Annotated in this window: 21 protein-coding genes; 9 read left to right on the top strand and 12 right to left on the bottom strand. The window is 69.8% G+C overall.

Annotation, left to right across the window (positions count from 1 at the left end):
* Positions 1-55: 55 nt before the first annotated feature.
* Both IEY86_RS27790 and IEY86_RS27785 read right to left on the bottom strand, forming a co-directional pair.
* Positions 56-1,171, bottom strand: coding sequence for an LCP family protein (locus tag IEY86_RS27790; RefSeq protein ID WP_189134624.1), 1,116 nt, complete (start codon positions 1,169-1,171; stop codon positions 56-58).
* Positions 1,168-3,249 carry a bifunctional polysaccharide deacetylase/glycosyltransferase family 2 protein gene (locus tag IEY86_RS27785; RefSeq protein WP_189134623.1) on the bottom strand — a complete coding sequence of 694 codons (2,082 nt, stop codon included), beginning with the start codon at positions 3,247-3,249 and terminating at the stop codon, positions 1,168-1,170. Before IEY86_RS27785 ends, IEY86_RS27790 begins: the two co-directional genes overlap by 4 nt.
* A 749-nt stretch (positions 3,250-3,998) precedes the next feature.
* On the opposite strand from IEY86_RS27785, the gene IEY86_RS27780 reads away from it, so the two are divergent.
* From IEY86_RS27780 to IEY86_RS27770, 3 genes are all read left to right on the top strand, one after another.
* Positions 3,999-4,814: a hypothetical protein gene (locus IEY86_RS27780; RefSeq protein WP_189134622.1), complete on the top strand. Its 816-nt coding sequence runs from the start codon at positions 3,999-4,001 to the stop codon at positions 4,812-4,814.
* A 345-nt stretch (positions 4,815-5,159) separates the two neighbouring features.
* On the top strand, positions 5,160-7,580 hold the full coding sequence (locus IEY86_RS27775; protein WP_189134621.1) for a DEAD/DEAH box helicase: 2,421 nt from the start codon (positions 5,160-5,162) through the stop codon (positions 7,578-7,580).
* A gap of 44 nt (positions 7,581-7,624) precedes the next feature.
* Positions 7,625-7,810 (top strand): hypothetical protein, encoded by a 186-nt coding sequence (locus IEY86_RS27770; RefSeq protein WP_189134620.1) that lies wholly within the window; start codon positions 7,625-7,627, stop codon positions 7,808-7,810.
* On the opposite strand, the gene IEY86_RS27765 is transcribed toward IEY86_RS27770, so the two are convergent.
* On the bottom strand, positions 7,795-8,430 hold the full coding sequence (locus IEY86_RS27765; protein ID WP_189134619.1) for a TetR/AcrR family transcriptional regulator: 636 nt from the start codon (positions 8,428-8,430) through the stop codon (positions 7,795-7,797). The genes IEY86_RS27770 and IEY86_RS27765 overlap by 16 nt on opposite strands.
* A gap of 169 nt (positions 8,431-8,599) precedes the next feature.
* Here IEY86_RS27765 and IEY86_RS27760 point away from each other — a divergent pair, with 169 nt between their 5' ends.
* Positions 8,600-8,989: a VOC family protein gene (locus tag IEY86_RS27760; RefSeq protein WP_189134655.1), complete on the top strand. Its 390-nt coding sequence runs from the start codon at positions 8,600-8,602 to the stop codon at positions 8,987-8,989.
* A gap of 41 nt (positions 8,990-9,030) precedes the next feature.
* Here the strand turns inward: IEY86_RS27760 and IEY86_RS27755 are convergent, their stop codons facing one another.
* The 3 genes from IEY86_RS27755 to IEY86_RS27745 all read right to left on the bottom strand — a co-directional run bounded on the left by IEY86_RS27755 (position 9,031) and on the right by IEY86_RS27745 (position 13,227).
* Positions 9,031-9,417 carry a hypothetical protein gene (locus IEY86_RS27755; RefSeq protein WP_189134618.1) on the bottom strand — a complete coding sequence of 129 codons (387 nt, stop codon included), beginning with the start codon at positions 9,415-9,417 and terminating at the stop codon, positions 9,031-9,033.
* A 153-nt stretch (positions 9,418-9,570) separates the two neighbouring features.
* Positions 9,571-11,790: a HelD family protein gene (locus tag IEY86_RS27750; RefSeq protein ID WP_189134654.1), complete on the bottom strand. Its 2,220-nt coding sequence runs from the start codon at positions 11,788-11,790 to the stop codon at positions 9,571-9,573.
* A 267-nt stretch (positions 11,791-12,057) separates the two neighbouring features.
* Complete coding sequence (locus IEY86_RS27745) at positions 12,058-13,227, bottom strand: FAD-dependent oxidoreductase (RefSeq protein ID WP_189134617.1); 1,170 nt, start codon at positions 13,225-13,227, stop codon at positions 12,058-12,060.
* A gap of 223 nt (positions 13,228-13,450) precedes the next feature.
* On the opposite strand from IEY86_RS27745, the gene IEY86_RS27740 reads away from it, so the two are divergent.
* Positions 13,451-14,050 (top strand): TetR/AcrR family transcriptional regulator, encoded by a 600-nt coding sequence (locus IEY86_RS27740; RefSeq protein ID WP_189134616.1) that lies wholly within the window; start codon positions 13,451-13,453, stop codon positions 14,048-14,050.
* A 109-nt stretch (positions 14,051-14,159) separates the two neighbouring features.
* Here IEY86_RS27740 and IEY86_RS27735 read toward each other — a convergent pair whose 3' ends face one another.
* The 6 genes from IEY86_RS27735 to thrC form a co-directional block, all read right to left on the bottom strand.
* Positions 14,160-14,780 carry a helix-turn-helix domain-containing protein gene (locus IEY86_RS27735; protein ID WP_189134615.1) on the bottom strand — a complete coding sequence of 207 codons (621 nt, stop codon included), beginning with the start codon at positions 14,778-14,780 and terminating at the stop codon, positions 14,160-14,162.
* Positions 14,781-15,220: 440 nt separating this feature from the next.
* A complete protein-coding gene (locus tag IEY86_RS27730; protein WP_189134614.1) occupies positions 15,221-15,676 on the bottom strand; it encodes a (2Fe-2S)-binding protein in 456 nt (151 codons plus the stop codon).
* A 10-nt stretch (positions 15,677-15,686) separates the two neighbouring features.
* The gene (locus tag IEY86_RS27725; protein ID WP_189134653.1) at positions 15,687-17,822 is read right to left on the bottom strand and encodes a xanthine dehydrogenase family protein molybdopterin-binding subunit; all 2,136 of its coding nucleotides are present in this window, start codon (positions 17,820-17,822) and stop codon (positions 15,687-15,689) included.
* 177 nt (positions 17,823-17,999) lie between these two features.
* Positions 18,000-18,560: a cysteine hydrolase family protein gene (locus IEY86_RS27720; RefSeq protein ID WP_189134613.1), complete on the bottom strand. Its 561-nt coding sequence runs from the start codon at positions 18,558-18,560 to the stop codon at positions 18,000-18,002.
* 177 nt (positions 18,561-18,737) lie between these two features.
* Entirely contained in the window at positions 18,738-19,244 is a 507-nt protein-coding gene (locus IEY86_RS27715) for an Lrp/AsnC family transcriptional regulator (RefSeq protein WP_189134612.1), read from the bottom strand.
* A gap of 53 nt (positions 19,245-19,297) precedes the next feature.
* The gene (gene thrC, locus IEY86_RS27710; RefSeq protein ID WP_189134611.1) at positions 19,298-20,371 is read right to left on the bottom strand and encodes a threonine synthase; all 1,074 of its coding nucleotides are present in this window, start codon (positions 20,369-20,371) and stop codon (positions 19,298-19,300) included.
* Between the two features lie 310 nt (positions 20,372-20,681).
* Here thrC and IEY86_RS27705 point away from each other — a divergent pair, with 310 nt between their 5' ends.
* From IEY86_RS27705 to IEY86_RS27690, 4 genes are all read left to right on the top strand, one after another.
* The gene (locus tag IEY86_RS27705) at positions 20,682-21,518 is read left to right on the top strand and encodes a MurR/RpiR family transcriptional regulator (RefSeq protein WP_189134610.1); all 837 of its coding nucleotides are present in this window, start codon (positions 20,682-20,684) and stop codon (positions 21,516-21,518) included.
* A gap of 160 nt (positions 21,519-21,678) precedes the next feature.
* A complete protein-coding gene (locus IEY86_RS27700; RefSeq protein WP_189134609.1) occupies positions 21,679-22,716 on the top strand; it encodes a homoserine dehydrogenase in 1,038 nt (345 codons plus the stop codon).
* A gap of 98 nt (positions 22,717-22,814) precedes the next feature.
* Entirely contained in the window at positions 22,815-24,191 is a 1,377-nt protein-coding gene (locus IEY86_RS27695; protein ID WP_189134608.1) for an aldehyde dehydrogenase family protein, read from the top strand.
* Positions 24,192-24,390: 199 nt separating this feature from the next.
* Positions 24,391-25,491, top strand: a complete 1,101-nt coding sequence (locus IEY86_RS27690) for a hypothetical protein (RefSeq protein WP_189134607.1) — start codon at positions 24,391-24,393, stop codon at positions 25,489-25,491.
* The last annotated feature ends 497 nt before the right edge of the window (positions 25,492-25,988 follow it).

Here is a 25,988-nt window from a genome sequence, read left to right as displayed (position 1 = left end):
CGGCCGGGTGATCACCGCGGAGCCGGATGGGGGTGCCGCACTCCCAGCGTTCTGCTCACGTTCGCACCGGCTGGTCGTTCCTCAGCTCCGCGAAGAGCTTGGCCGCCCGCGTCACATCCCACTTCACGGCGCTGCCCTTGGAGGTGGGAATGCCGAGGCCCGACACGGGGACGTTGATCTGCCGGCCGTTGCCGCCCGTGACGTTCCTCATGGCCCTCAAGAGCGAGGCAAGGTTCCACAGCCCCATGTCCTTGTCCACGATGAGTGTGTCCAGCGCCGCCTTCACGGCCGGGCACAGCGTGGTGGGGTTGAGCACGATGCCCGGCGTGGCGGCCTTGTGGGCGAGCACGGACAGAAACCTCTGCTGGTTCCTGGCTCGGTCCAGGTCGCCCTCGGCCTCCTGATGGCGCTCACGGACGAACGCGAGTGCCTTTGAGCCGTGGAGGGTGTGGCAGCCCTTCTTCAGGTCCAGTCCGGACTTCTCGTCCTTGATGTCCCTGCCCACGCACATGTCCACGCCGCCAACCGCGTTCACCACTGCCACGAAGCCCCCGAAACCGATCTCCACGTAGTGGTCGACGCGCAGCCCCGTGTTCCGCTCGACGGTCCTCACGAGCAGGTCGGGCCCGCCGAACGCATACGCCGCGTTCAGCTTGTTCCGCTCCGCCGGGTAGCGCTTGCCCGTCCCGGGGCGGATGAATGACGGAACGGTCACCCACGAGTCGCGCGGCAGACTCATCATCGTCGTGCCGTGCCGGCCGGTGTGCAGAAGCATCACCGAGTCGGCACGGCCGCCGTCGGCCGATCCGGTGCGAAGATCCCTCCTGGCACGGTCGGAAAGGCCCGCACGGCTGTCGGATCCCACAATCAGATAGTTGGTTCCCCTGCCCTGCGGAGGGCGATCGCTGACCCTGCCCAGATCCACCTCACGGTTGAGCCTGGAGTCTGCCCACAGGTAGGTGCCCGCGGATGTGACGATCAGCGCGAGGACCAGGAGGAGCATCGTCCGCGTGACCCAGCGGCGCAGACGGGAACGGGCTTTGGGGGACCCGTGCCTTCGGCGGTTGCCGCCGCCTCCGTACCGCGGTCGGCCGTGGCGCTGGTGGGGGATGCCCGTGGGCACGGGGCTCGCGTGGCCCGAGGGGGTGTTCGGGAGTCTCTCCTGAGTCATCTCGACGACAGCTCCGCTGACGCGACCTCTTGGACAAGGCCATGGGCGGCTGAGCCGAATCGCTGCGCGCGGTGCCACCTGAGTCGGGTGCCGACCAGAACGGCGACCACGGACTGGATGATCACCAGATACAACAGCTGCCGGTAGACGATGACTTGGAGCGGCATCACCCACAGCGCCCGAAGGCGCTCGCCGTCCAGCCGCAGCGCGAATCCGGCGCAGAGCAGCTCGATGGCGAGGAAGCCGAGCCACACGCAGCCGGCTTCCACGGGGTCGCGGAAGAGCATTCCGTACAGGGCGAAGACGTCGATGACCGGCGCGAGCAAGGGCAGCACGACGCGGAAGACAGCGAGATAGCTCAGCCCGCGGCGGCCGAAGCGCCCGGCCGGACCGGTTTCGAAAAAGGCCCGACGATGCTTCCACATGGCCTGGAGCGTGCCGTAGCACCAGCGGTAACGTTGCCGCCACAGCTGGCGCAAGGAGGTGGGAACCTCGGTCCAGGCGACTGCGGACCCCTCGTACACCACCCTCCATCCCCGCCGCCAGAAGGCCATCGTGAGGTCGGTGTCTTCGGCGAAGGTGTCCTCGCTGACACCACCGAGACCTGTCAGTGGTTCCCTCCGGAAGGCACCGATGGCACCGGGGACCGTCGGCATGCACTCCAGCAGTTCGAGCATCCGACGGTCGAGATTGAACTGGAAGACGTATTCGAGGTGCTGCCACCTGCCGAGGAAACGGCGCCGGTTGCCGACCTTCGTGTTGCCGCTGACCGCGCCCACATCCGGGCTCGCAAGCGGCTGAATGAGCCGGTGCACGGCCTCCGGCTCGAAGACGGTGTCGGCATCGACCATGACCACGATGTCATGCATGGCGTGGCGCAGACCCGTGTTCAGGGCGGCCGCCTTGCCCGCGTTGGACTGACGGACCACCATCACACGGGGATCACCGATGCCCCTCGCGAGTTCCGCCGTCCGATCGGTGGAGCCGTCGTCGATCACGACGATCTGCAGGTCGGAGTGCGTGGACGCGAGCAGCGAGCGAATGGTGGACTCAATGCCCATCTCCTCGTTGTAGGCGGGAACGAGGACCGTCACCGGATCCTTGACCTCGCGCAGGCAGGATGCCGCGGGTCGCACGCGTGTGGTGCGCCGGACATGAGCACGCGCGAAAAGGACGAGCAGGATCAGCCGCAGCACCCCGAGCCCGCCGGCCACGGCGACCGCCCAGTTCATGGCACGCGCCAGCACATGCCCGACGGTGATACCCCAGACCAGGCCCGTGCCCTGCCATCGCTCGAAGGTGGACGTCGGTGTACCGGCCGAAGCAACCCCGAGTCCGGCGGTCACGGTGGTGAACCTGTCGACGTTCCGGTTGCTGAGCAGCTTCTCCACTTCTTTGTACGCGCGGCCCGTATGGGTGAACTGCCGGACCGCGCCCTGCGACGGCTTCCGGTACCACTTGTCGGAGGCGACCAGCAGGTAGCCGTCCTCGGCGGCACGACGCGCCGCCTTCCACTCGGCACCGCACATCGTGTCCACCGAGGTGGTGTGCGGCATCCGCAGCAGCTTGGTGTGGATGCCCATGGCGCCGGCCAGTGCTGCCTGCGTGAGCGACAGCTCCAACCGGGCACGCGACGGTGACGCGGTACCCAGATCCGCGCCGGTGTAGGTGTTCGATCCGATCTCATGTCCCTCTTCGCGGATCCGCCGTACCAGGTCCGGATTCCGGGCCACTTGGACTCCGAAGAGGAAGAAGGTGGCGTGCGCGTGATGCTCACGCAGCAAGTCGAGCATGCGCGAGGTCCACACGGGGTCGAGCGCCCCGTCGAAGGTGAGCGCGACGGTTCGTGCGGGCATCGCGGCAGACTTCACGGCGTCACCATTGATGCGCAGCACCGGACCGCCTTCTTCCACGGCCTCGGGTACCGGAGCGGTGCAGTCGCGCCGATTCTTCGCGGCGTCGAACTCGTGGTTGGTCCAGCCCTCGAGGACTACGGCGGCGAACATCGAGGAGAGGAGGAGAAGAAGTACCAGCCACAGCCCACGCGGGTCACGGGGAAGTGCGTGCCGGCCGCTCATCTCGCGGTGGCTTCCCTCCGGACCGGTGCGCCATGGCGCACAGGCAACTGGAGCCCCCGGTCCAGGCGGGTGTTGACCAGCGAGATCGGGCTCCGCGCGTCGAGCGCCCGTGCCCGTGCCGGCGCCATGAGCAGGGCGACCGCTCCCCTGCCCTTTGTGAAGGGTGTAACCATCCCGCCTCGACTTTCTGCTGATGGATGGACACGCGGAGGGAATCGGGCAGGAGTGCCCGTCACTCACCGCCGCCCGCGACCGGGATATGCGGACCGGGGCGTTCCGGCGTGTCTGACGCTGAATGTTTCCGCCGCCACCCCGCACGGAACAACGGACGTTTCCCGTCAGTTGCGTAACAGCGGTCGGCTGCCTGTGCGATGACGCACCGGCACAGTGAGGCCGAGGTCCGCCTCCTGCTCCGTCTGCTACCGTCGGCTGACACTTTCAGACCGGTCTCAGGGTGCTGGGTGGCCGTCACAGTGAGGGCCCGCGCGCCCGGCGCCTGCTCCGATTGCCCTGGTGACAGGCCTCGGGTGGTCTCCCGCGAGCCGACCAGGGCGGCGGGCTCCCACCGCGTCCAGCGGCTCCTTACCGCAAGCCGTTGAACGCACGGCCCCTGTCCATCGTTTCCATGAAGGAGGGCAGTGTCTGCGGTACGAGAAAGGTTCTCGTCTCCAACGGCGCGCTCACGAGGCCTGGCCGGAAACGTGCGGCGCATGACTCGGGTACGCGCCTCGGAACTGCACGGTGAAACGATGCGCATCCCATTGCGGGCGATGATGCCCCGGCCACCCGACCACGCCGCGCGCCCGGCCGCCGCCCGGGCGGTCTGCGCGCTGAGCCTGGCAGGGGCTCTGGCCCTGCTCGCCGGGTGCGGCGCCCCCGGGCGGCTGCGCGGCGACGGTCCCACACCGGCAGCCTCGTCCCCCATTCAACTGTGGACCGACGAGGCGCCCTCGCCACCCTCGCCGTCACCACCGGACACCTACGAAGACGCCTTCCGCGTGCCCGGACTGCCGGAAGTCGCCAGCAATGACATCCGCGACGTCAACACGATCGACGTGGTCCGCAAGGACGCGACGACCATGAACAAGGCAACCGACCTCGACGAAGCACTGCTCCCGTTGGTGACAAGTGGATGCGCGCATGGATGCCGCTTCCGCACACCGGCCTACCAGGACATCACCGGCGACGGAGAACTCGACTTGATCATCGCCACCGACTTCAAGGAGGACCACTACGCCTCGGTGCACGCCTACGCGTTGCGCAAGGGCAAGGTCTTCCGCATCCTCGCCTCCGGCGCGTGCTTCGCCGCCGTCGAGGTGTCCGACAAGCGGCTGACCATACGCGCACCCGACCCGTTCACGGGGCTGCTGGACAGCACGATCTACGGATGGGACGGCTGGAAGCACGGCATGGTCTACCAAGCCAACCTCACGGCCCGGATCACCCGCGTCCGCGGCAGCCTGAGTCCTACCGCGCTCCCGCGGAAGTCGACCGGGCCTCCAGTATTTCGACCGGCCGAGGTCCGCTCGGCTTCCCCCAACCAGTCGGATGGAGTACCCAGGTGACGGTGACCCGCCACGGTGATGACCGCGGCGCCGGACGCGATCACGGGACCAGGGGCAGCGGCGGTGCCGAGCCCGGTGACGCCAGACCCCACTACCGCGACGAGAGTTCCGGTCCACCCGGCGACCGTGTGCCCCTCCCCGCGCCTCGCGCCCCACCGAGCGGGCCTGTGCGGGCGAGTGCTCGTCGTGTCGCAAGCCGTTGGAGCAGTAGCCGCGCCTGCGCGGGTGCCGGCACAGCAGCGGCAACGGAGTCTGCGAGACTCTAGCCTTCCTGCTTGAACCGGGGGCGGTCGATACGCACCAGCTCGATACGCGCCTGACACCGCAGTGAAGGGGAATGGGTACATGCCTGACGGGATCCGGTTGCGGCCGCATCAGGTCGAGGCGGTGGATGCCGCGGTGCGGGCTTTGGACGTTCCGCCCGGCGGGCAGATCCCGGCCCGGGGGCTGCGGGCCACGGTGGTGGCTGCCTGCGGTACGGGCAAGACCGCGATCGGGTCGCATGTGGCGCTGCGGGTGGCCCGGCACGGGCGGGTGCTGGTGGTGGTGCCGACGCTTGATCTGCTGACGCAGACGGTGGCGGCCTGGCGTGCGCACGGGCATGCGGGGGCGGCAGTGGCGGTGTGCTCCTTGAAGGAAGATCCGGCGCTGTGGTCGGCGCGGGTGCGGTGCACGACCAGCGCCCCGCAGTTGGCCCTGTGGCACGGCTGCGGGCCGGTGACGGTGTTCGCCACCTACGCCAGCCTGGAGGTGCTGGCCGAGGCCCTCGCGGGCACGTACGGGCAGAAGATGGACGGGTTCGACTTCGCGGTAATCGACGAGGCGCACCGCACCAGTGGGTCTTTGGGAAAGGCGTGGGCGGCGGTTCACGACCAGGAGGTCATCCCGTCGGCCAGGCGCCTGTACCTGACCGCCACCCCCAGGATCTGGGAGGTCCGCGCGCCCGCTGCCGGGCGTAGCCGTGAGGGGGCGTGGCGGCCGCTGGAGGCGGAGCTGGCGGCGAGCATGGACGACCCGCGCATCTACGGACCCGTCGCCTACCGGTTGTCACTGGCCGACGCGGTGGCGCGGGGGCTGCTGGCGCGGTACCAGATCATCGTGGTGGAGATCCGCGACGACCTGGTGACGCCGTGGCGGCTGCGAGGGGAGGACGCGCGGGGTGAGGAGGTGCGGGGGAACCGGCTGGGGGCGTTGCAGGCCGCGATCTTGCGGACGGCGGCGCTGGAGAACCTGAACACCATGATCACGTTTCATCACCGCACGGTCGAGGCGCAGGCCTTCGCGGAGGGGCTGCCCGCGGTGGCGGCGAAGCTGCGGGCGCAGGACCCCCGGCTGTATCCGGAGCGGATCTGGTCGGGATGGCTGCGCGGGGAGCACGACGCCTCCCACCGCCGCCGGGTGCTGGGGGAATTCGGGGCCGGGGCAGACACGGACGGGGTACAGGTGGAGCGCGCGGTGCTGTCGAACTGCCGCGTCCTGGGCGAGGGGGTCGACATCCGGGCCGTGGACTCGGTGGCCCTGCTCGACCCGAAGGGGTCGGCGGTCGACATCGTGCAGGCCATCGGCCGGGCACTGCGGCAAAAGCCCGGCCAGGGGAAATTGGCCACACTGATTGTGCCCGTCTTCCTGGAGCGCGGGGAGAAGCCGGAGGACATGCTGACTTCCGCCGCGTACGCGTCTGTCGTTCGGGTGCTCGAGGGCCTGCGCGCACACGACGAACAGGGCGTGGAAATGCTCGCCGTGCCCCAGGCGAACACGCCTGCGGTGAATCCGTCGCCGTTCATAGGGCCCGCGCCTGAAGACGGCAACCCGGAGAACCGGCTGTTGCTGCGGTTCTCCAGCCACCGCGACCCGGTCACCGTCGCCGACTTCGTGTCGCTGCGGGTGATCCAGACCGAGCGGCAGGACTGGGCGCGCGGGTACGCGGCCCTCAAGCGCTTCCACGCCGAACACGGGCATGCACGGGTGCCGCTGGAGACCGTGGCGGCAGACGGGCATCCTCTGGGCGGATGGGTCTCCGAGCAGCGCCGGGCCTTCGGGGCCGGGACGATGGACACCTACCGGGCACGGCGCCTGGAGGCGCTGGGCATGGTGTGGGACGTCGCCGAAGCCGACTGGCAGGACAATCTCGCGGCGGCGCGGGCCTACCACCGCCTGCACGGCACCCTGGCCGCCCCCAAGGGCGCCACCGCACTGGACCGGCCCGTCGGGCAATGGCTGTCCAACCAACGCCGCGCCGGAGCCCTGGACAAGCACCCGCACCGGCAAGAAGCCCTGGCTGCCATCGACCCGGATTGGAACCCGGGATGGCCGACCGACTGGCAGCGCCATCTCTCGGGCCTGGCTGCGCTGGTCGAGGCCGGAGGGACCTTGGCTGAGATCGTGCCGGGGGTCACCTACGGGGGCCGGGACATCGGGCGGTGGCTGACGAAGCAGCGCGAAGGCTGGGCGCGGCTCGCCGAGGGGCAGCGTGAGCGCCTTGCGCGGCTGGGGGTCCAACCCGCGCCGGGCGAGCGGGCGCCGGCCAAACCGCGGCGGTCGCGGGCGGACATGTTCGAGGTCAACCTGAAGGCGGCGCGGCAGTACCGAGAGCGCGAGGGAGGGCTGCGGGTGCCACGCGGCCACGTGGAGACCGTTGTCGGTCAGGACTGCCAGGAGCACACCGTTCGCCTGGGCGTATGGCTGTCGAACATCCGCAGCAGGCAGGGCAAGCTGACCGCGGAGCGAGCCGACGCGCTCAACGAGCTCGGCATCACCTGGACATAGCCGGGGGTGCGGTGTTCGAGCGACAACTGCTGACTACCAGTCCGATGAGCACGGCATCTCAACAGGAGCCCCACCGGCCGCTGCAGGCCCACCTGTTCGAGTACGGCTGGGCGCCCGACACCGTCATGGTGCGGATCGCCAGGACGGTCTCGCTCACCGCCAAGGTGGGCGATGTGCGGCCGCGGCCCTTCGAGAACCGTCGGCCGAAGTGGGGTCAGCGGGTGGCGTAGTCGGCGAAGGCCGGTTCGAGTCGGCCGAAGACGTGGGCGGCTTCGCCGGTGAGGGTGGCGGCGATGCGGTCGTTGTCCTGGCCGGCGAGGGTGAGTTCCTGGATACGCGCGAACAACAGGCGGTGGGCGGCGGCGAGTTGGGCGGCGGCGGCGCGGGGGGTGATGTCGTCGGGGGCGGCGTCGGTGGCGATGGCGAGAGCGTGGGCGAGGGCGTCCTCGCGCTGGTCGTGGAGATCGCGCAGGCGTGCGGTGAGTGTGGGACTGTCGGCGATCATGCGGGAGAAGTCCCATCCGGCGAAACCGGCGACGGGGTCGCGGGTGTCGAGCGCGTCGTCGAAGGCACGTCGCAGGGCTGTCAGTGCGGATTCGCCGTCGGCTCGCTCCGCGACAGTGATGGCCAGGCTGTTGGTGAATGCCTCGTGGTGGTCGAGGGCGAGGTCTTCCTTGCGGGCGAAGTAGTTGGTGACGGTCTTCTTGGCGACGCGGGCGGCGGTGGCGATCTCGGCGATGGTCGTGGCCTCGAAGCCCTGCCGCATGAACAGGCGGGTGGCGTGGTCGGAGATCAGTTGCCGGGTCTCCTGCTTCTTGGCCTCGCGCAGGCCCGTGGGTCCAGCACTCATGAGGGCAATTTACCACCGGCGTAAGTTTTCGCTTGACCACCTTTCTATTCCAGGCATAAGTTTACCTCCGTCGCAAGTTTTGAGCCGGGAGGGACCGGGCGTACCGCCTGAACGATCCGTTCCGTCTGTACGGCCGGCCCTCGCGCCGCCGCCACCCAAGGAGTTGCTCATCGACATCACCGCCTCCACCCTGTCCCTGACCGTCGACGACGTCGCCGCCTCCGGCGACTTCTTCACCGCCTACTTCGGCTACCGCCAGGTCATGGCGGCGGACGGCTTCGTCTCCCTCGCCCGCGAGGACGCCGCCGTCGACCTGGTCCTGCTCCGGCGCGGCATCCCGGTCCTGCCCCCGGAGCAGCGCGACCAGCGCGCCGCGGGCCTGATCGTGGCGTTCACCGTCACCGCCATCGCCGAACACGAGGAACGCCTTCGGCAGGCGGGGGCGCCCATCACGATGCCCCTGCGCGAGGAGCCGTGGGGCGAGCGGCTCTTCCAGGTCACCGACCCCAACGGCGTCGTCGTCCAGCTCGTCGAGTGGACGGCTCCCGCCGGCGCCTGACCCTGTGGCCTCGCTCCAGAACCGCCCTTCGGCACCGAAGGCTACGGCGTGTCTCCTCGGGCCTCGGTGGCCACGGCGTCGACGAAACGCTCCAGCCCCCGCGGGTGGTGCCCGAGGAAGAGATTCGGCTCGATGAGTTCCAGCTCCATGACCACTGGCTTCCTGGTCGCGTCCAGTGCCAGGTCCACCCTGGCGAACAGCGGGGGCACCGGCGACGGAACCGCCGCCAGGGCCGCCGACGCCGTGTCGATCTCCTCGGTGCTCGGCCGGTACGGGGTCGCCTCGGGGTGCGGCATCCGGAAGTTGTCGATCATCCCGGACTCGGTCAGCACAGGCCCTTTTCGGATCGCGTGACTGAATGTGCGCGAGAAGAAGACCAGAGCGCGTTCCCCCTCCTCCACCTGACGCAGATAGGGCTGGACCATCACGGTGCGGCGGCTCGACGGTCGAACCGGTGGTCTGGGACGCGCGGTCGGCGGCGTGGGACACAGGACTCTGGCATGAGGCGGCGCCGGACGTTCGCCGTCGGGTCGGCCGGTCCGGCTCCCGGGCACGGCCGCCGCGTCCCGGGAGCGGACCTGTCACAGTGCTGAGGCGAGTGCCTTCGGCAGGTCCCGCGTGTGCACGATCCCCAGCGTCTGGGTCGCGCGGGTCAGAGCGACGTACAGGTCGCTGGTGCTGTACCGGGAGGGCTCGACCACCAGCACCGCGTCGAACTCCAGCCCCTTGGCCTGACGGGGATCGAGCAGGACCACCGGGTGTGTCAGATCCGGTTCGCCGTCGACGGGAACACCGGGAAGGTGTGCGGCCAGTTCCGGGTGCAGGTCACGCGGCGCGATGACGGCGAGGCGGCCTTCGGCCGGAGCGGCCCGCCGGCATGCCTGCGCCACGCTCCGCCCCAGGTCGTCGCGGTCGGCATGGCGGGCCCATGGACGCGTACCCGTCGAACGCACCGAACGCGGCGGCTCGAACTGCGGGTACTCGGATCTGAGCACCGCGGCTGCGACGTCCATGATCTCCATGGGTGTCCGGTAGTTCACCGCGAGGTGGTGGCGCTCCCAGCGGTCTTCCACATAGGGAGCCAGGCACTTCTCCCACAGGTCGGCGCCTTCCTGCCGGGCGGACTGCGCCGGGTCGCCAACGAGGGTCATCGAGCGGGTCGGTGAGCGCCGCATGAGCAACCGCCACGCCATCGGCGAGAGCTCCTGCGCCTCGTCGACGATGATGTGCCCGAACGTCCATGTGCGGTCGGCGGCGGCGCGCTCCGCGGCGCTTCGGTGGTCGCCCTCCTGGTGCCGCTCGGCCATCCGGTCCGCGTCGATGATGTCGTGGGCGGCGAGGATCTCGGACTCCTCGTCGGCCCGGTCGTCGAACTCGTAGGTCCGGGAGGCGTAGGAGACGTCGAGTACCCCCTGCGCGTAGGCGATGTGCACCCGGCGCTCCTGCTCGGTCGCGGCGCGGGCCGCGCGGTCGTCCTCGCCAAGGAGCTCGGCGGCCTCGTCCAGCAATGGGACATCCGCGGGCGTCCACGGACCCGCCGTGCGCCGAATGGCCGCCGCGTCGTCCTCACTCAGATGCGTGGGTTCGGCAAGGAAGTCGGCGACGAACTGCTGCGGCGTCAACCGCGGCCACAGCTCATCGATGGCTTCCCACACCTCGGGGTTGGCGGCGAGTTCCTCGCGGATCGTGGTGATGTCGCTCGCGTCGAGCACATTGGACCCGTCATAGGGGTCGGTGCCGATGCGTTCGGCGTACATGTCGGTGAGTGTGTTGAGGATACGGCCCTCGAAGTGCTCACGCGCGATGTTGTGCGGCAGCTTGGCCTCGCGGGTGCGGTCGCGCGCCACCCGCACGAGACCGGCGTCGAGCAAAAGGAGTTCCCGCTCGTGCTCGATCGCCAGAACGGGATCCGGCAGGGCCTGCCGGTCCCCCAGCGCGGCAGCCAGGACCTCCGCCATCGCCGCCTGCCCCTTGACCTCCGCGGCTCGCGGGGTGTCGGTTCCCGTCGCCTTCACCCCGGGGTACAGCTCGCCCATGGTCGCCAGCAGGACACCCGTCTCGCCGAGCGAGGGCAGCACCTCCCCGATGTACCGCAGGAACGCCGGGTTGGGGCCCACGATCAGCACCGCCCGCTTGGCGAGCAGTTCCCGGTACTCGTAGAGCAGGTACGCGGCGCGGTGCAGCGCCACGGCGGTCTTGCCGGTCCCCGGCCCGCCCTCGACGACGAGGACGCCGCGCTGGGGCGCTCGGATGACACGGTCCTGCTCGGCCTGGATGGTGCGCACGATGTCCCCCATGCGCCCGGTACGCGCCGCGTTGAGGGACGCGAGCAGCACGGTGTCCCCGGTGTGGTCCTCGTGACCGGTGCGCTCCGGGTCGTCGAGGTCCAGGATCTCGTCGTGCAGTTCGGTGACCGTGCGGCCCTCGGTGGTGATGTGCCGACGCCGCCGCAGGTCCATCGGTGTATGGCCGGTGGCCAGGTAGAAAGGCCGTGCTACCGGCGCCCGCCAGTCGATCAGGACGGGAGTGCGGTCCTCGTCGTCCTCCCGGATCCCGATGCGGCCGATGTGGTGGTTCGTACCGTCGCGCAGATCGATGCGGCCGAAGCACAGGGCACCGTCCACGGCGTCCAAGGCGGCCAGCACATGGGAGCGCTCGGCGACCCGGACATCGCGTTCGACGCGCGCCTGCAGTCCGTTCCCCACCGGCGCCAGCTCACGCGCCATGGAAACATGGGCCGCCGCACGCAGGGCGTCGATGCGGGAGTGGAGCCCGTCGACGAATTCCTGCTCGCGCCGCATTTCCTCGTCGGAAAATTCCCTGTTTGACAATTGCACTCCCACCCCGATACACTAACCCTCAACAATGTCCTCGCGATTCACCTCGGCGTGTCGCGAAAGGATTAATAGTCGCAGAGAATTCCCTCGGCCGCAATTGGGGTCGGGGGCTTTTTGGTGCGCCGGGCAATACGCTCAGCGGACCCGTCCTCCTCGCGGCGGGGAAGTCGGTGTCGGCCTTCTGCGGTGCTCATGGCCGGACGCTCGCTCTCGGAACCGATGGATCCGGGTTCAGTGGTGCTTGGCCATGTGTGCGAGAGCCTGCTCGGTGGAGTCGGGGGCGAAGGCGCTGCCGAGCCCTTCAGCCGCTCCTGCGGCGGCTTCGGCGGAACGGGGCAGCATGACCGCTTCGTAGGCATGAATCGCTTCATCGACACCGGGTTCGGCGGCGATGGCCTGAGCGAGGTCGGCGCCGTCGAGCATGGCGAGGTTGGCCCCCATGCCGGAGAAGGGGGACATGAGGTGAGCGGCGTCCCCGAGGATGGTCACGCCCGGGGTGTGCTCCCAGGTGTGCGGTACCGGCATCGCGTACAGCGGGCGGTTGACGTAGCCGCGGTCGGTTTCGGTGATGAGCCCGATCAGGTCGGGGCTCCAGCCGGTGAACTCCTTCAACAGTGCGTCGCGGACGGCGGTGGTGTCAGCCAGGTCGACGCCGGCCCTGTCGTACCAGTGCTCGTCGGTGCGCATGCCGATGTAGATGCGAATGTGCTCGTGGCTGTTGCGCTGGGCGACGAGGCCTCTGTTGTCGCGCAGTGCCATCAGGGTGCCGTTGCCCGTGAGTTCAGCGAGTCTCGGGTGACGAGTGCCGGCGTCGTCCAGGCCGGCCTCGACGAATGTGACCCCGGTGTAGCCGGGCACGGCGGACGAGACCAGCCGACGCACCTTCGACCAGGCGCCGTCGGCGCCGATCACCAGGCCGGTCTCGGCGGTGGCGCCGTCGGCGAAATGCAGCCGGTGGGCACCACCGCCCAGGGGCTCGGCGTGGGTGAGCTTGCGGTCCCACCGGATGGTGCCGGGGGCGAGGGAGTCCACCAGCAGACCGCGCAGCCGACCTCGGTCGATCTCCGGGCTGCCTCCGTCGCGGTGGCCGCCGTCGGCGCCGTCGATGAGCCGAGAGGCGTTGTCGAACAGCACCGTGCCGTCGGAGTCGACCAGGCGCATCTGCTCGCCCTCGGGGCGAGCCAGCGCGGTGAACTGGTCCATCAACCCTGCTGCCTTGAGGGCGAGTTGACCGGAATCAGGGTGCATGTCCAGGGTGCCGCCCTGCTCGCGGGCGCCACGGTTGGCGTCCATGTCGTACACGGTGACGTCGATGCCGTGCCGCTGCAGGACACGGGCGCAGGTAAGGCCGCCGGGTCCGGCACCGACGATCGCGATGTCGGTGATGGGAGTGGTGTTCATGGGGATGCTCCGTTCTTGGGGACGTGACGGTCTGCCGGGGCCAGGCGGTCACCCTCGACTTCGGGTTCACCCTCGACTTCGGCTTGGGCGTCACCCTCGGCCTCGGGTTCGGGTTCGGCGCGGAGGCAGTGGCGCGCGGCTGCCGCTCCAAGAAAGCACAGTCGCTCAATAAGTGCAACGAGTACACTTTTGGAGCTGAGCAACTCAAGGGTAGTGTTGAGTCATGACCGAGACGTCCACGGAGCGAGCGCCGATGGGGCGCCGCGAGCGCAAGAAGGCTGCCACCCGCCAGGCCCTGGCCGATGCCGCCCTGAGCCTGTTCCTCGAGCACGGCTACGAGCACGTCGGCATTCGCGAGGTCGCCGAAGCGGCGGACGTCTCCACCACCACGCTGTTCAAGCACTTCCCGGTCAAGGAGGCCCTCGTCTTCGACGAGGACGCCGACCAGGAGACCCGCCTCCTCGCTGCCGTACACAACCGGCCCGAAGGGCAGTCCATCCCGGCGGCCCTGCGCGAGCACGCTCTGCGTCACCGGGTCGGCGCCGACGACAGCGATGCCCGCTTTGCCGCGTTCATCGCACTCGTGGAGAGCACCCCGGCTCTACGTGACTACGGCCAGCGCATGTGGCTGCGCCACGAGACCGCTCTCGCACACGCGATCGCCGAGGAGATCGGCGCCCCCGCCGACGATGCGGCCTGCGCCGCGCTTGCCCACTTTGCCCTCGAAGCCCCCCGCGCCGCCCGCGGGCAAGGCGACGCCCGCGAAGCCCTCACCCGCGCCTTCGACCTCCTCGAACACGGCTGGAAACCCCATCAGCCATGACACCTGACGGCATCGCACACCCCCACCACCGCGCCGGGCAGCGCGAAGGCGCACCTGCACGAGGCTGCCGACCTGATCCACCATTGGATCGCGCCCCCGTGCCGACGTGCTACGTGTGCGACTGGCGGGCGACCGCCACCTCGGTGGGCCGGGCGCGCACGCGCATCCTCTCTCCCTGGGGGCCGAACATGTGGAGGATCTCGACCGGCCGATCGCCGACAGGGCCGAACCAGTGCGGCTCGTGGGTGTCGAACTCGGCTGCCTCGCCCGGGCGAAGCGTGACATCGTTCTCACCGAGGACCAGCCGCAGGTCGCCGGCGAGGACGTAGAGCCACTCGTAGCCGGCGTGGGTGACGAGCTTCGGCTTGCGTGGCGCGATGACCTGTTTGAAGACCTGCAGGCGCCCCGGGTACTGGGTCAAGGGCACGACAACGCTGCCGTTGCGGTGCCGTTGCGGCGCGAGATGGACACGCGGGTCACCACTGGCCGGTGCGGCGATGATCTGGTCGAGAGCGACACGGTGCGCCCGGGCCAGTGGGACGAGGAGTTCGAGGGTCGGGCGCCGCTTGCCGGATTCGAGGCGCGACAGCGCGCTCACCGAAATGCCGGTCTCGGCCGACAGCGCCTCGAGGGTGATGCCACGGTCGCGGCGCAGTGAGCGCAGTCGGGGTCCGATGGCGGTGAGCATGCGGTCCAGGTCGTCGTCCACCGCCCCAGCTTCTCCCCCCATTTGCAGATACCGCAAATTTCAATGTGGCGCTGCCCTCGATCGGGTCCGGTCTGCACGTTCGGGACCCGCGCTCTGGAGTGGACGGTCGATGCCCACACTCTTGGCCTGGCGAGCTTTCTGATCTCCTCCGGTGCGATCGCCGATCGTGTGGGGCGATGCCGGGTGTTCGACGCGGTCAGCGGCCTGCCCGCGGACCGAGCAGGCGTCGCGGGCGGAGTCACCTCCACCGTCCGTCAGTTCGGAGCGGCGCTCGGGATCGCCGCCCCCAGGCCGAGCAGGCAACTCTTCAGCCCGCTCGCGCGAGTGGTCCAGGCCGAGACGCCCTGCGCATTCCCTGGCGGACTCCGCCGCGTTCAGCAAGGCCGGGCGGCGAGAGCGCCGCCCTCGACCTGGTCGTCGTCATCGACATCGCGCCGACCGAGACCGGCCGGCGGTGCCGATCAGCCCTCGGCCGACGCCTTCTTGATCGCTTCGCGGACGCGGGGGTACGTACCGCAGCGGCACACGTTCTCGATGCGGTCGATGTCGGCGTCCGTCGGGTGGGGCTTCTTCTTCAGCAGCGCCACCGCGGCCATGATCTGCCCCGGCTGGCAGAAGCCGCACTGCGCCACGTCGCAGTCGAGCCATGCCTTCTGCACCGGGTGCAGCTTTTCGCCGTCGGCCAGGCCCTCGATGGTGGTGACCCTACGGCTTGCGCAGTCCTCGACGGGGACGACGCAGGGCTGAATCTCCGCGCCGTCGAGGTGGCTGGTGCAGGCGCGGCAGACCCCCACACCGCAGCCGTACTTGGGGCCGGTGACGCCGAGCAGGTCGCGCAGCACCCACAGCAGCGGCATGTCGGACGGTGCCTCGACGGTGACCGGCTTCCCGTTGAGCACGAAGGAGTAGTGCGGCATCGCTACCCTCTCAGAAGTTGATCGGAAACCGGCGCGGCCGGGTACCGGTCGCGCGGGCGTAGGCATTGGCGACGGCTCCCGCCGCCGCCGGAACGCCGAGCTCTCCGGCACCGCCGGGGGCCTTGCGCGACGGCATGATGTGCGCCTCGAACCGCAATGGGCTGTGCCGCTGGCGCGCGTAGTGGAAGTCGGCGAAGCTGCCTTCGCGCACCGCGCCCCGGTCGATGTGGAGGCCGGCCTGCAAAATCGTGGAGATTCCGTCGATGGCGGTGCCCATGAGCTGGGCCTGAAGTCCTCGCGGATTGACGGCCGTTCCGACATCGGCTGCCATCACCACCTTGACCACCCGAGGGTGGTGCGGGTCGGTGACGTCGATCTCGGCCAGGCAGGCCACGCAGGAACCGTACTCCTCGTGAAGGGCCACGCCCTGCGCACGTCCCTTCGGCATGGGGCGGCCCCATTTGCCCGCGGAGGCGACCTTGTCGAGAACCGCCTTCGCTGCCTTGCTCCTGAGGGTGGCACGCCGGAACGCGACCGGGTCCTTGCCGAGGCTGTGGGCGACCTCGTCGACGATGATCTCCTCCGCGGTCCTCATCGTCCCCGAGTCCACGGAACGCCACGCGCCGAGAGGTATGGCCAGCTCGATCCCGCCCCCCTTCTGGTCAATGGCACCGAAGTTGTACAAGCCGCTGTCGCTGGGCATCGGTCCCGCCGAAACCTTGCGTGCGTCGACGTGGGCGGTGGTGGTCATACCGCCCTGAGGGCGTGGGCCCAGCGATTCGGAGGATTCGCCGACCGAGGCCATGGCATGGCTGAAGGCCACCACCCTTCCTCCCGCGTGGCTCGCCCGGATCCTGTGGTGGCTGGCCGGGCGCATCCGGCCGTGCCGAATGTCGTCGCTGCGGCTCCACATCAGCTTCACCGGCCGGCGTGCCGCCTTGGAGATCAGTGCTGCCTCAATCGCGGCGTCGTAGGCGAGCCGACGTCCGAACGAACCCCCGCCTCGAACGACATGGACGCGGACCGACGACTGCGGCAGTCCGACCGCCGAGGCGATGCTCGCCCGAGCGTCGCCCGGGGTCTGCGAGGAGAACCAGATCTCGGCACTGCGAGCCCGTACATCCGCGACCGCGGTGAGCACTTCCATCGGGGCATGGCTGACGAAGGCGAACTCGAACTCGCCCTCCACCTGCGCCGACCCGTGCGGCGGTGCGCCGAGCCGCGGGACGGCAGCCCGCAGCCGGGACCGGATGGCACGATCGGACAGCGGCGCGAGCGGGCCGGGGGCCCACTTGACCTTCAGTGCGTCCCTCGCCTTGAAGGCGTAGTGGAACGATTCCGCTACCACGGCCACACCATGGGCGGTTCTGACCACCGCCAGCACGCCAGGCATGGCCCGGGCCTCGGCATCGTCGACCGAGACGACCTTCCCCAGGACCGTCGGCGGGCGGGCCACCACGGTCGGCTTCGCTCCCGCCACCGCGAGGTCCCCGGCGTACTTCGCCTTGCCCGTGACCAGGTCCCGGCCGTCGATCCGGGGCGTCGGCCGCCCGATCACGCTGTGCTGGGAGGCCGGCTTGGGCTTGCTGGGCACGGCCGGAGTGTGGACCTGCGCGGCGGCCGCGGACAGGGACCCGAAGGTGGCGGTGCGCCCGTCCGGCGCGACCACCATGGTGTGCTTGGTGCGCAACGTCCGTGCGGGGACGTGCCACCGCCTGGCCGCCGCGGTGACCAGCTTGGCGCGTGCGACAGCGGCGAGCTCGCGGGCCGGGCCGTACAGCGAGCGCACCGAGTCGGAGCCACCGGTGAACTGATTTCCCTTGGCCCGGGCTCCCGCGAGGGGGATGTCGACGTCGGCAAGGCGGGCGTCCAACTCCTCGGCGATCATCATGGCGACCGCTGTGGTGATGCCCTGCCCGACCTCGGCACGCGGCAGCCGCACCACCACCCGGTTGGCCGCGGTGACCTCGAGAACCAGCATCTCGTCGTCGTCGCCGATCACGACGACATCGGACGGCTTGCGGAGGGCCGATTCCGGGTCCTCGCCGCGCTGCCCGCCTTCCGCCGCGACGCCGATACCGACCGGCGTCGCCACGGTCAGCGTGGACGCCGCCAACGCGTAGACGAGAATCCTGCGACGCGGCAACTCCTGCCGCCGCACACCGTCCCCGGGACCGCTGCCGGGGGTGGGAGAAGAACCGTCCACCAGACACTCCTCGGGGTCGCTGCCTCGGACCTGGCCATGCCGGTCCGTTCACGTCGTATGACGTAGCGATCCCCGTCGCGGTTGTCGCTCCGCGGGAGTCATTGCGAGTCGGCTGGTTCAGGAGGTGCCGCGGAAGTCGACACCCTTGGTCTCGACCGTGCCGGCCGTCCGCCCCGGTGCCGTCTGGTAGGTCCAGTACAGGTTCGTGTGCGCGATGACCTGGTCGGGCGGCGGCGCCCCCCAAGCCGACTGGTCCTCCGTCGTGTGGGCGTCGCTGACGAGGGTCGTGTCGTACCCCCTGACAAGAGCGCCGTGCAGTGTCGAGCGGACGCACGCATCGGTCTGTGCGCCCACGACGACCAGTCGTCCGACACCGAGGCCGGCCAGCACGGTCTCGAGGGTGGTCTCCTCGAAGGAGTCGCCGTAGGTCTTCTCGACGAGCGGCTCGGTGTCGCCCGGAGTCAGCTCGGGGACGATCCGCCAGCCCTCGCTCCCCTTGGCAAGGCCCTCGTCGCAGTGCTGGACCCAGACCACGGGGATCCGTTCCTGCCGCGCCCTCTCGACGAGGCTGCCGATGTTCGCGACGACCGCGTCGCGCTCGTGCGCTCCTTCGACGACGCCGTTCTGCACGTCAACGACGAGAAGTGCGGTGTTCGGCCGGTTCTCGAGCGTGGCCATGGACTCGTCTCCCCTTACTCACTGAGCTCCTGTGTTCAGCCACCGTAGAGGACGAAGCACAGCCGACGGCAGAGCTCGGGGCGGCCACCGAGACCTTGTGCGCAGCGCGCCGATCCCGCTTGGGGCGCAACCGCCTTCGGACGGCCTGCTTCTCCGCATCGCTCATGCCAGGGCTCCTCACGCTCGAGCAGGGCCGGCGCCCGGCCACTGACCGGCGGTGCTCGGCGGGACCGGGGCCCAACGCCCGATCAGGGTGGACAGGACCACCGAGGTCACGGTGTCGCGCACTCCCGGAAGGGCGCTGATCTCGGACCAGATCTCCTGTATGCGGTCGGGCCTGGCGGTTTCCACGCGAAGCACCAGGTCCAGTTCGCCGCTCATGACATCGCAGGTGACGATGTCGGGCATCCTCCTGAGAGCCATGATGACGTCCCCGCCCCGCACCCTGTCGTGCCGGTGGACGAAGATCATCGCAGCGACCGGGGCGGCGGCGCGATCGCCCTCTCCGGGGACGATCGTGTACCCCTGGATGTGTCCGTCCCTCTCGAGCCGCTCCACGCGCTGGCGCACGGCGTTGCGGGAGAGCAGCACGCGGTCGGCGAGTTCGGCGTGGGGGATGCGCGCGTTCCTGGTGAGTTCGTCCAGGATCTGTTTGTCGATGTCGTCCAGGGGTCGTCCGGCCACCGGTCCTCCCGCGCGGGTCGGTTTCACATGTCATGCCCGGCCGTCCGCGCCGGTCAGGCGAGTTGCAGAGCGTGGGCCACCCGGTCGGGGTCGGCACTGCTGGTAACGGGGGCGTGCCCGATGGACAGGCAGGTGTCGGGGTCCTTGAGCCCATTGCCGGTGACGGTGACGACGACGGTCCGGCCGCTTGTGACGCGCCCGGCCTCGTGCTCGGCGAGCAGTCCCGCGACGCCGGCCGCGGAGGCGGGCTCGACGAAGAGTCCTTCGGCGGTGGCCAGCATGCGGTGGGCGGCCAGGATCTGCTGGTCGGTCACCGCGGAGATGATCCCGCCCGACTGGTCCCGGGCGGCGAGCGCGCCGTCGCGGGAAGCGGGATCGCCGATGCGGATGGCGGTGGCGATGGTGTCCGGGCGCTCGACGACCGTGCCATTGACCAGGGGGGCGGCTCCGCAAGCCTGGAATCCGAACATACGAGGGGTGCGGGTGGATCGTCCGGCCTTGTTGTACGTGGTGTACCCGAGCCAGGTCGCGGTGATGTTGCCCGCGTTGCCGACGGGCAGGCAGTGGATGTCGGGGGCGTCGCCGAGTGCGTCGACGACCTCGAAAGCGACGGTCTGCTGCCCCGCGATCCGGTCCTCGTTGACGGAGTTGACCAGCGCCACCGGGTACTGCTCGGCCAGTCTGCGCGCGGCGCGCAGGCAGTCGTCGAAGTTGCCGTCGATCTCCACGATCCGCGCTCCGTGCACGACGGCCTGGGCGAGCTTGCCGACGGCGATGTTGCCCCGAGGCACCAGCACCGCCGCGGTGGCCCCGGCGCGGGCGGCGTAGGCCGCGGCCGAGGCGCTGGTGTTCCCCGTGGAAGCGCAGACGAAGACCGAGGCACCGGCTTCGACGGCCCTGCTCACCGCGACGGTCATCCCCCGGTCCTTGAAGGAGCCGGAGGGGTTGGCGCCCTCGACCTTGAGCCATACCTCGCAGCCGGTGACCCGTGAGAGTTCACGGGAACGCACGAGCGGCGTATTGCCCTCGTTGAGCGTGATCACGGGGGTGTCATCGGTCACCGGAAGCCACTGGCGGTACTCCTCGATCAACCCTCGCCAATGCGCGGTGGAGCGGGTGGTGGTCATGTGGTGATCCAATCCGAGTGGGTGGGACCGGCCGTGCCGGTGCCCGGTCGAGACCCTGATGGCTTGCGGCGCCCCAGCCGTGGTGGGTGTGAGGACGGGTGGCTGAGCGAGTGGGACGCTCGGGGCTGGGTGCCTCGGGGCCGCCCGGCCGTGGGCGTTGTCTCCGCTCGCGGCCACTCCCCCGGCCTCCGGCTCGATCCAATCGTTACATTGACTCCCCACTTTTCGCAATGGCGGAACAAACGTTAAGCTGCCCGTAACGTTCGTTACACCCGGTGCCACATCCGGCCGGCTGTGTAACATGAGGCCTGTGGCAGAGGGGCCGATCGCGGAGAGACTCACCGAGGCGTACAGCGCACTCCCGGAGGGAGAACGCGCGATCGTCCGTGTGCTCCTCGACGACTATCCGTACGCCGCTCTCGAATCGCTGCGGTCACTGGCCGCCCGGGCCTCGGTCAGTCCGCCGACCGCCACCCGGCTCTTCGCCCGGCTGGGGTGGGACGGATACGCGGACTTCCAGAAGGCGATCCGCTCCGAAGCGCGCGAGGAGGACCGTTCGCGGCTGCGGCAATTCGTCTCGGGCGGCAGCGCCGCACCATCCACCTTCGAGCAGGCAGCGGACACCCTCCGGAGCGGGCTGAGCGGCACACTCGGCTCGGTCAGCGAGCCGGTGCTGACAGCCGTGGCCGAGCTGTTGATGGGCTCCGGCGCGGTGTGGACGATCGGCGGGCCGCTCAGCGAGCTGGCCGCCGAATACCTCGCGCGCCAGCTGGCCGGCCTTCGCCCGGGTGTCTCCCGGGTTCCCGGACCGCCCCAGGCCCGGGCCCGTACCATGGTCGACATCGGTCCCCGCCACACGATCGTGGCGTACGACTTCCGCCGCTACAGCGCCGCGACGGCTCGGTTCGTTGCCGAGGCCCGCAAACGTGGCGCCCACGTCGTGCTGGTCACCGACGCCTGGGATGCCCCGCCGGCCCCGCATGCGGACCACTTGATCGCCCTGCCGCGCGAAGCCGCCGGGCCGATCGCTCCGCTGACCTACGAGATCGCGGTCACCGAACTGGTCCTGGTCGGGTGTGCCGGCGCCGCGCCGGGATCGGCCGACAGGCTCGACGAGGTGGAAGCCCTCACGCACACCCTGGGGTAGGAGCCCCGCCCCCCTGGCTCACCACCGGTCCCCGATCAGGCACTGGTCGATCTGCTCGGCACATGGCCGAATCGGCCACACAGTCGAACGGATCGGCAGGCGCGGGAGGGGGTTGTCATGAGCGAGCATCGTCACGTCACTCCAGAGGGGGATACGGCTCATGACGTGTTACAACCTGGCGCTCATCGGTTTCGGCGGTGTGAGCCGAGCTTTTCTCGAACTGCTGGAAAAGCGCAACGACGAACTCCTCGAGCAATTCGGCTTCCGCTTGCGAGTCGTGGCCATAACGGATCTACGACTCGGCTCCATCGTCGCGGAGGAAGGGGTTGATGTCCCCGACGTACTCGCGGCCGACCCCGGCAACGGGGGCTTTCGCCGGCTGGGAGGAAGCACCGACGCCCGGAACAAATGGATCATTCACCATGTACCGGCAGACATCGTCGTCGAGGCCACATTCACGAACCCGCTGGACGGCGAGCCGGCCCTGTCGCACTGCCGGTGGGCGCTGAGGTCGGGGAAGCACCTCGTCACCACCAACAAGGGGCCGGTGGCGCTGGCCGCTGCCGAGCTCAAGGCGCTGGCTGCCCAGCAGGGCGTCGCATTCGAGTTCGAGGGCGCGGTGATGAGCGGAACACCGGTCATCCGCCTGGCCGAGCGCATGTTCGGCGGGCTGGAAATCCAGGGATTCGAAGGAATCCTCAATGGCACCTCCAATTTCGTCCTCGGCCGGATGGAGTCCGGACTCGACCTCGGCGCGGCCGTGCGCGAGGCCCGGTCTCTGGGATACGCGGAGGCCGATCCCACCGCCGACCTGGAGGGCCACGACGTGCGGCTTAAGGTGGCCGTCCTCGCCAACGAACTGCTGGGCGGCGCACTCGCTCCGGACGACGTGGCGACCACCGGCATCACCGCCCTGACGCCCGCGGACACCGCGAAGGCCGCCGAGCAGGGGCTGCGCTGGAAGCTCGTGGGTTCGGCGCGCCGGACACCCGGCGGGGGCATCAGCGCGCAGGTGGCCCCGAGGGCTCTGCCGTTGAACCATCACCTGGCCGGTGTCTCGGGGGCCGCCAACGCGGTGTCCTTCGACACAGATCTGCTGGGACCCGTGACGGTCTCGGGACCGGGGGCGGGCCGGGTCGAGACGGCGTACGCGCTGCTGTCGGACGTCATCGCCATCCATGAATCCAGAACACGCTGAGCACGCGTCCGCGGACGGCGGTCCGCGGTCCGCGGTCCGCGCAGCAGGCACGGCAGGCACGGCAGGCACGGCAGGCAAGCCCGGAAAGGACCCCTCGAATGACCCGGACCACCGCGGTGCTCAACCCGTTCACCGGAGATCTGGTGGGCACAGTACCGGCCATGGAGGCCGACGACATCGACGTCGTGGTCATGCGGGCCGAGGTCGGCGCGGCGTACAGCGGAAGCACCCCGCGGCACCGTCGGGCGTCGACTCTGGAAGCCGCGGCGGCGCTCGTCGGTGAGAGGTCGCAGGAGTTCGCCCGCCTGGTCGTCGAAGAGTCGGGCAAGACGATCCGGCAGGCCCGCAAGGAGGTGGCCCGCTGTGTGAACACCCTCAGACTCTCGGCGGAGGAGGCCCGCAGGAACACCGGCGAACTGGTCCCCTTCACCGCCTTCCCCGGTTCGGAGAACCGGCGGGGCTGGTTCACTCGCGAGCCGCTGGGGGTCATCGCGGCCATCACCCCGTACAACGACCCGCTGAACCTGGTCGCCCACAAGCTCGGTCCGGCCATCGCCGGTGGCAACTCCGTCATCGCCAAGCCGTCCGACCTCGCGCCGCTCTCGGCCGTCCGACTCGTCGACACACTGATCGAGGCGGGCCTGCCGCCCGAGGTGGTCACAGTGGCGACCGGTGGTCCGGATCTGGGTGAGGCGATCGTGCGTGCTCGCGAGGTGCGCATGGTGTCGTTCACCGGCGGTTTCACCACCGGCGAGAGCATCGCCAGGACCGCCGGCCTGAAGCGGCTCGCGATGGACCTGGGCGGCAACGCACCGGTCATCGTGATGGCGGACAGCGACATCGGTGAGGCCGTGCGGGCGTGTGTCTCCGGAGCGTTCTGGGCCGCCGGTCAGAACTGCGTCGGCACCCAACGGATTTTGGTCGAGCACTCGGTGATGGACCGGTTCCGTGCGCAGTTCCTGCGGGCCACCCGCCGTCTGCGCGTGGGCGATCCACTCGATGAGGCAACGGACGTGGGGCCGATGATCACCGAACTCCACGCCAAGCGGGCCGAGTCGGCGGTCGGCGAGGCCCTGACCGCCGGAGCCGGCCTGCTGTGCGGCAACGACCGGACCGGATCCCTGTACTCCCCCACTGTCCTGGAGGACGTGCCCGAGCACTGCGCAGTGTGGGCGGAGGAGACGTTCGCCCCGATCGTCGCTCTGCGCGGGTTCCATGACCTGGAAGAGGCGCTCTCGGTGGCGAACCAGACCGAGTACAGCCTGCACGCGGGCATCTTCACATCGAGGCTGCACGACGCGCTGGAGTTGGCCGAGCGCATCGACGCGTCGGGCGTCATGGTCAACGACTCGTCCGACTACCGCCTCGACGCCATGCCGTTCGGCGGGTTCAAATACGGCAGCATGGGTCGCGAGGGAGTGCGCTTCGCCTACGAGGAGATGACGCAACCGAAGGTGGTGTGCTTCAACCGCTGAGCCCGGCGCACCAATCGCGCACCGCCTCCGAGGGGCTGCGACCCATCGCGTGGCTGATCGAGGACCTCCGCTGCCGTCGGGGCTCGTGGACTGCCGGCGTCTCCCATACCGGCAAGCGCACACCCCATTCCCCAACGAGCGGCATCGCGCGGTTCCTGACGGGCCGTCGAACGCTTACCGTCATTCGGAGGGGGTGCCCATGGAGGCGGCGAATCTCGCGTCGTTGGTGGTGCAGGTGATGTCCGGGGCGGCGACGGCGGCAGGCAACGGGGTCGGTCAGGCGGTGTCCGATCTGGTCCGTGAACGGCTCGGCCGCTCCGAGCAGGGCAGGGCGGCCTTGGCGGGATCCGACGCCGCCCCCGCGGATCCGACAGCGGCGCAGGGCTTACGGACGGCCCTTCAGGACGCGCTGGCGGCCGACACGGAATTCGCCGGTCTGGTCGCCGCCGCCCTGGCGGGTCCTGCGCCGAGCGGAGCGCCCCCTGTGCCGCCCGGCCACACCACGGGAAGCGTGGTGATCGGTGGCAGCAGCCTGCGCGGCAGCCAGATCTCCCTGGGGCCGCTGACCATCTCGAACACACGCAGCGGCCGCGGCCTGCTGGTGGCCCTGGCCTCGCTCTTCGTCGCGCTGGTGGCGCTGGCCACCTACGGCGGCGTGCACATGATCGGTGGGGGCGACACCCCGGGCGCGGCGCCCGGGACGAGGGCGAGGGACGGAGGTCTGCCCGGCGGGGTGCAGGACGCCACCGGAGACGGCGGGGGCGGCGGAGGCGGGGGCAAGCAGGTGACGCTGACGAGGGCCGAACAGGTCAAGGCGGTTCTGCCGGACCTGCGCAGCATGCCTTCGGGGTGGACCCTGGACACCGGGCCCGATGTGGAATCGGCGCGAGGGTGCTCGAAGGCCAACTGCGAGGGAATGCTCTTCGGCGGCGGCGTCCAGTACACCGAGCCGGGGAACGTCGACAAGGCCGAATTCGGAGTCGCGGCGTATTCCAGTGCCAAGAAGGCCGCCGCCGGGTATGACGTGATCGTCAGGCAGAACCATGGCAGACCGGTGTCGCTGCCGGCCATCGGTGACCGCAGCAGCGCGGTCGAGTCGGTTTCCGAAGCCAAGTTCGAGACATTCGTCCTGGTGGGCAGCGTCGTGGTCGGCGTCGAGGGGCAGGGCAGCACCAGCACGGGGGGCGCGGGCGGAGGCTTCGATCCCGCGACCCTTGAGGCCATGACCCGCATGATCGCCGAGCGCGCCCAGCAGGCCCAGAACGGCCGGACCCCGGCGGCTTCCGTCAACGTCCCCTGACAGGGAGGGCGTGTATGTGAACGGGGCCGGACTCTGCTCCAGCGTCTTGACCCACGCGTGGTTGGGCCGGAACAGCCACTGCCGGCCACTCAGGTCTTCGCATCGCCGCAACGTGGTGAGGTCACCCGCAGATCGCGGCCCAACTGCCGCTCGCCCGCGTAGCGGAAGCCCTGTGCCTGGCCGAGTCCGGCACAGTCACCGTCACCGGCACCGTCACCGTCACCGGCACCGGCAAGGTGGTGCTGACGCCGTAGGAGTGCCGCCTCCCCGACGTCCGTTTCACCACGAAGGGGTGCGGGGCCCGCACCCCGCACCGCAGCTCGCTCACAAGCCATGCGTTACGGGCTATTGACGTGGAGTGACATGCGCGAGCATTCTTTGAGGTGCGCGCCGGGCGAATGGGGCAAATGGGCGCGCGAGGGGGGAGAGGTGGGGTGACGCGCGCTGCCGCGTGGCAACGCCGTCACGTTGATGTTCAGCGCGCCCGGCCGGTCGGC

The organism is Wenjunlia tyrosinilytica (assembly GCF_014646055.1).
In the GTDB taxonomy this organism is placed as follows: Bacteria; Actinomycetota; Actinomycetes; order Streptomycetales; family Streptomycetaceae; genus Wenjunlia; species Wenjunlia tyrosinilytica.
Note: the sequence above shows the minus strand (reverse complement) of the source record. Positions and strands in the feature narration are given on the sequence as shown.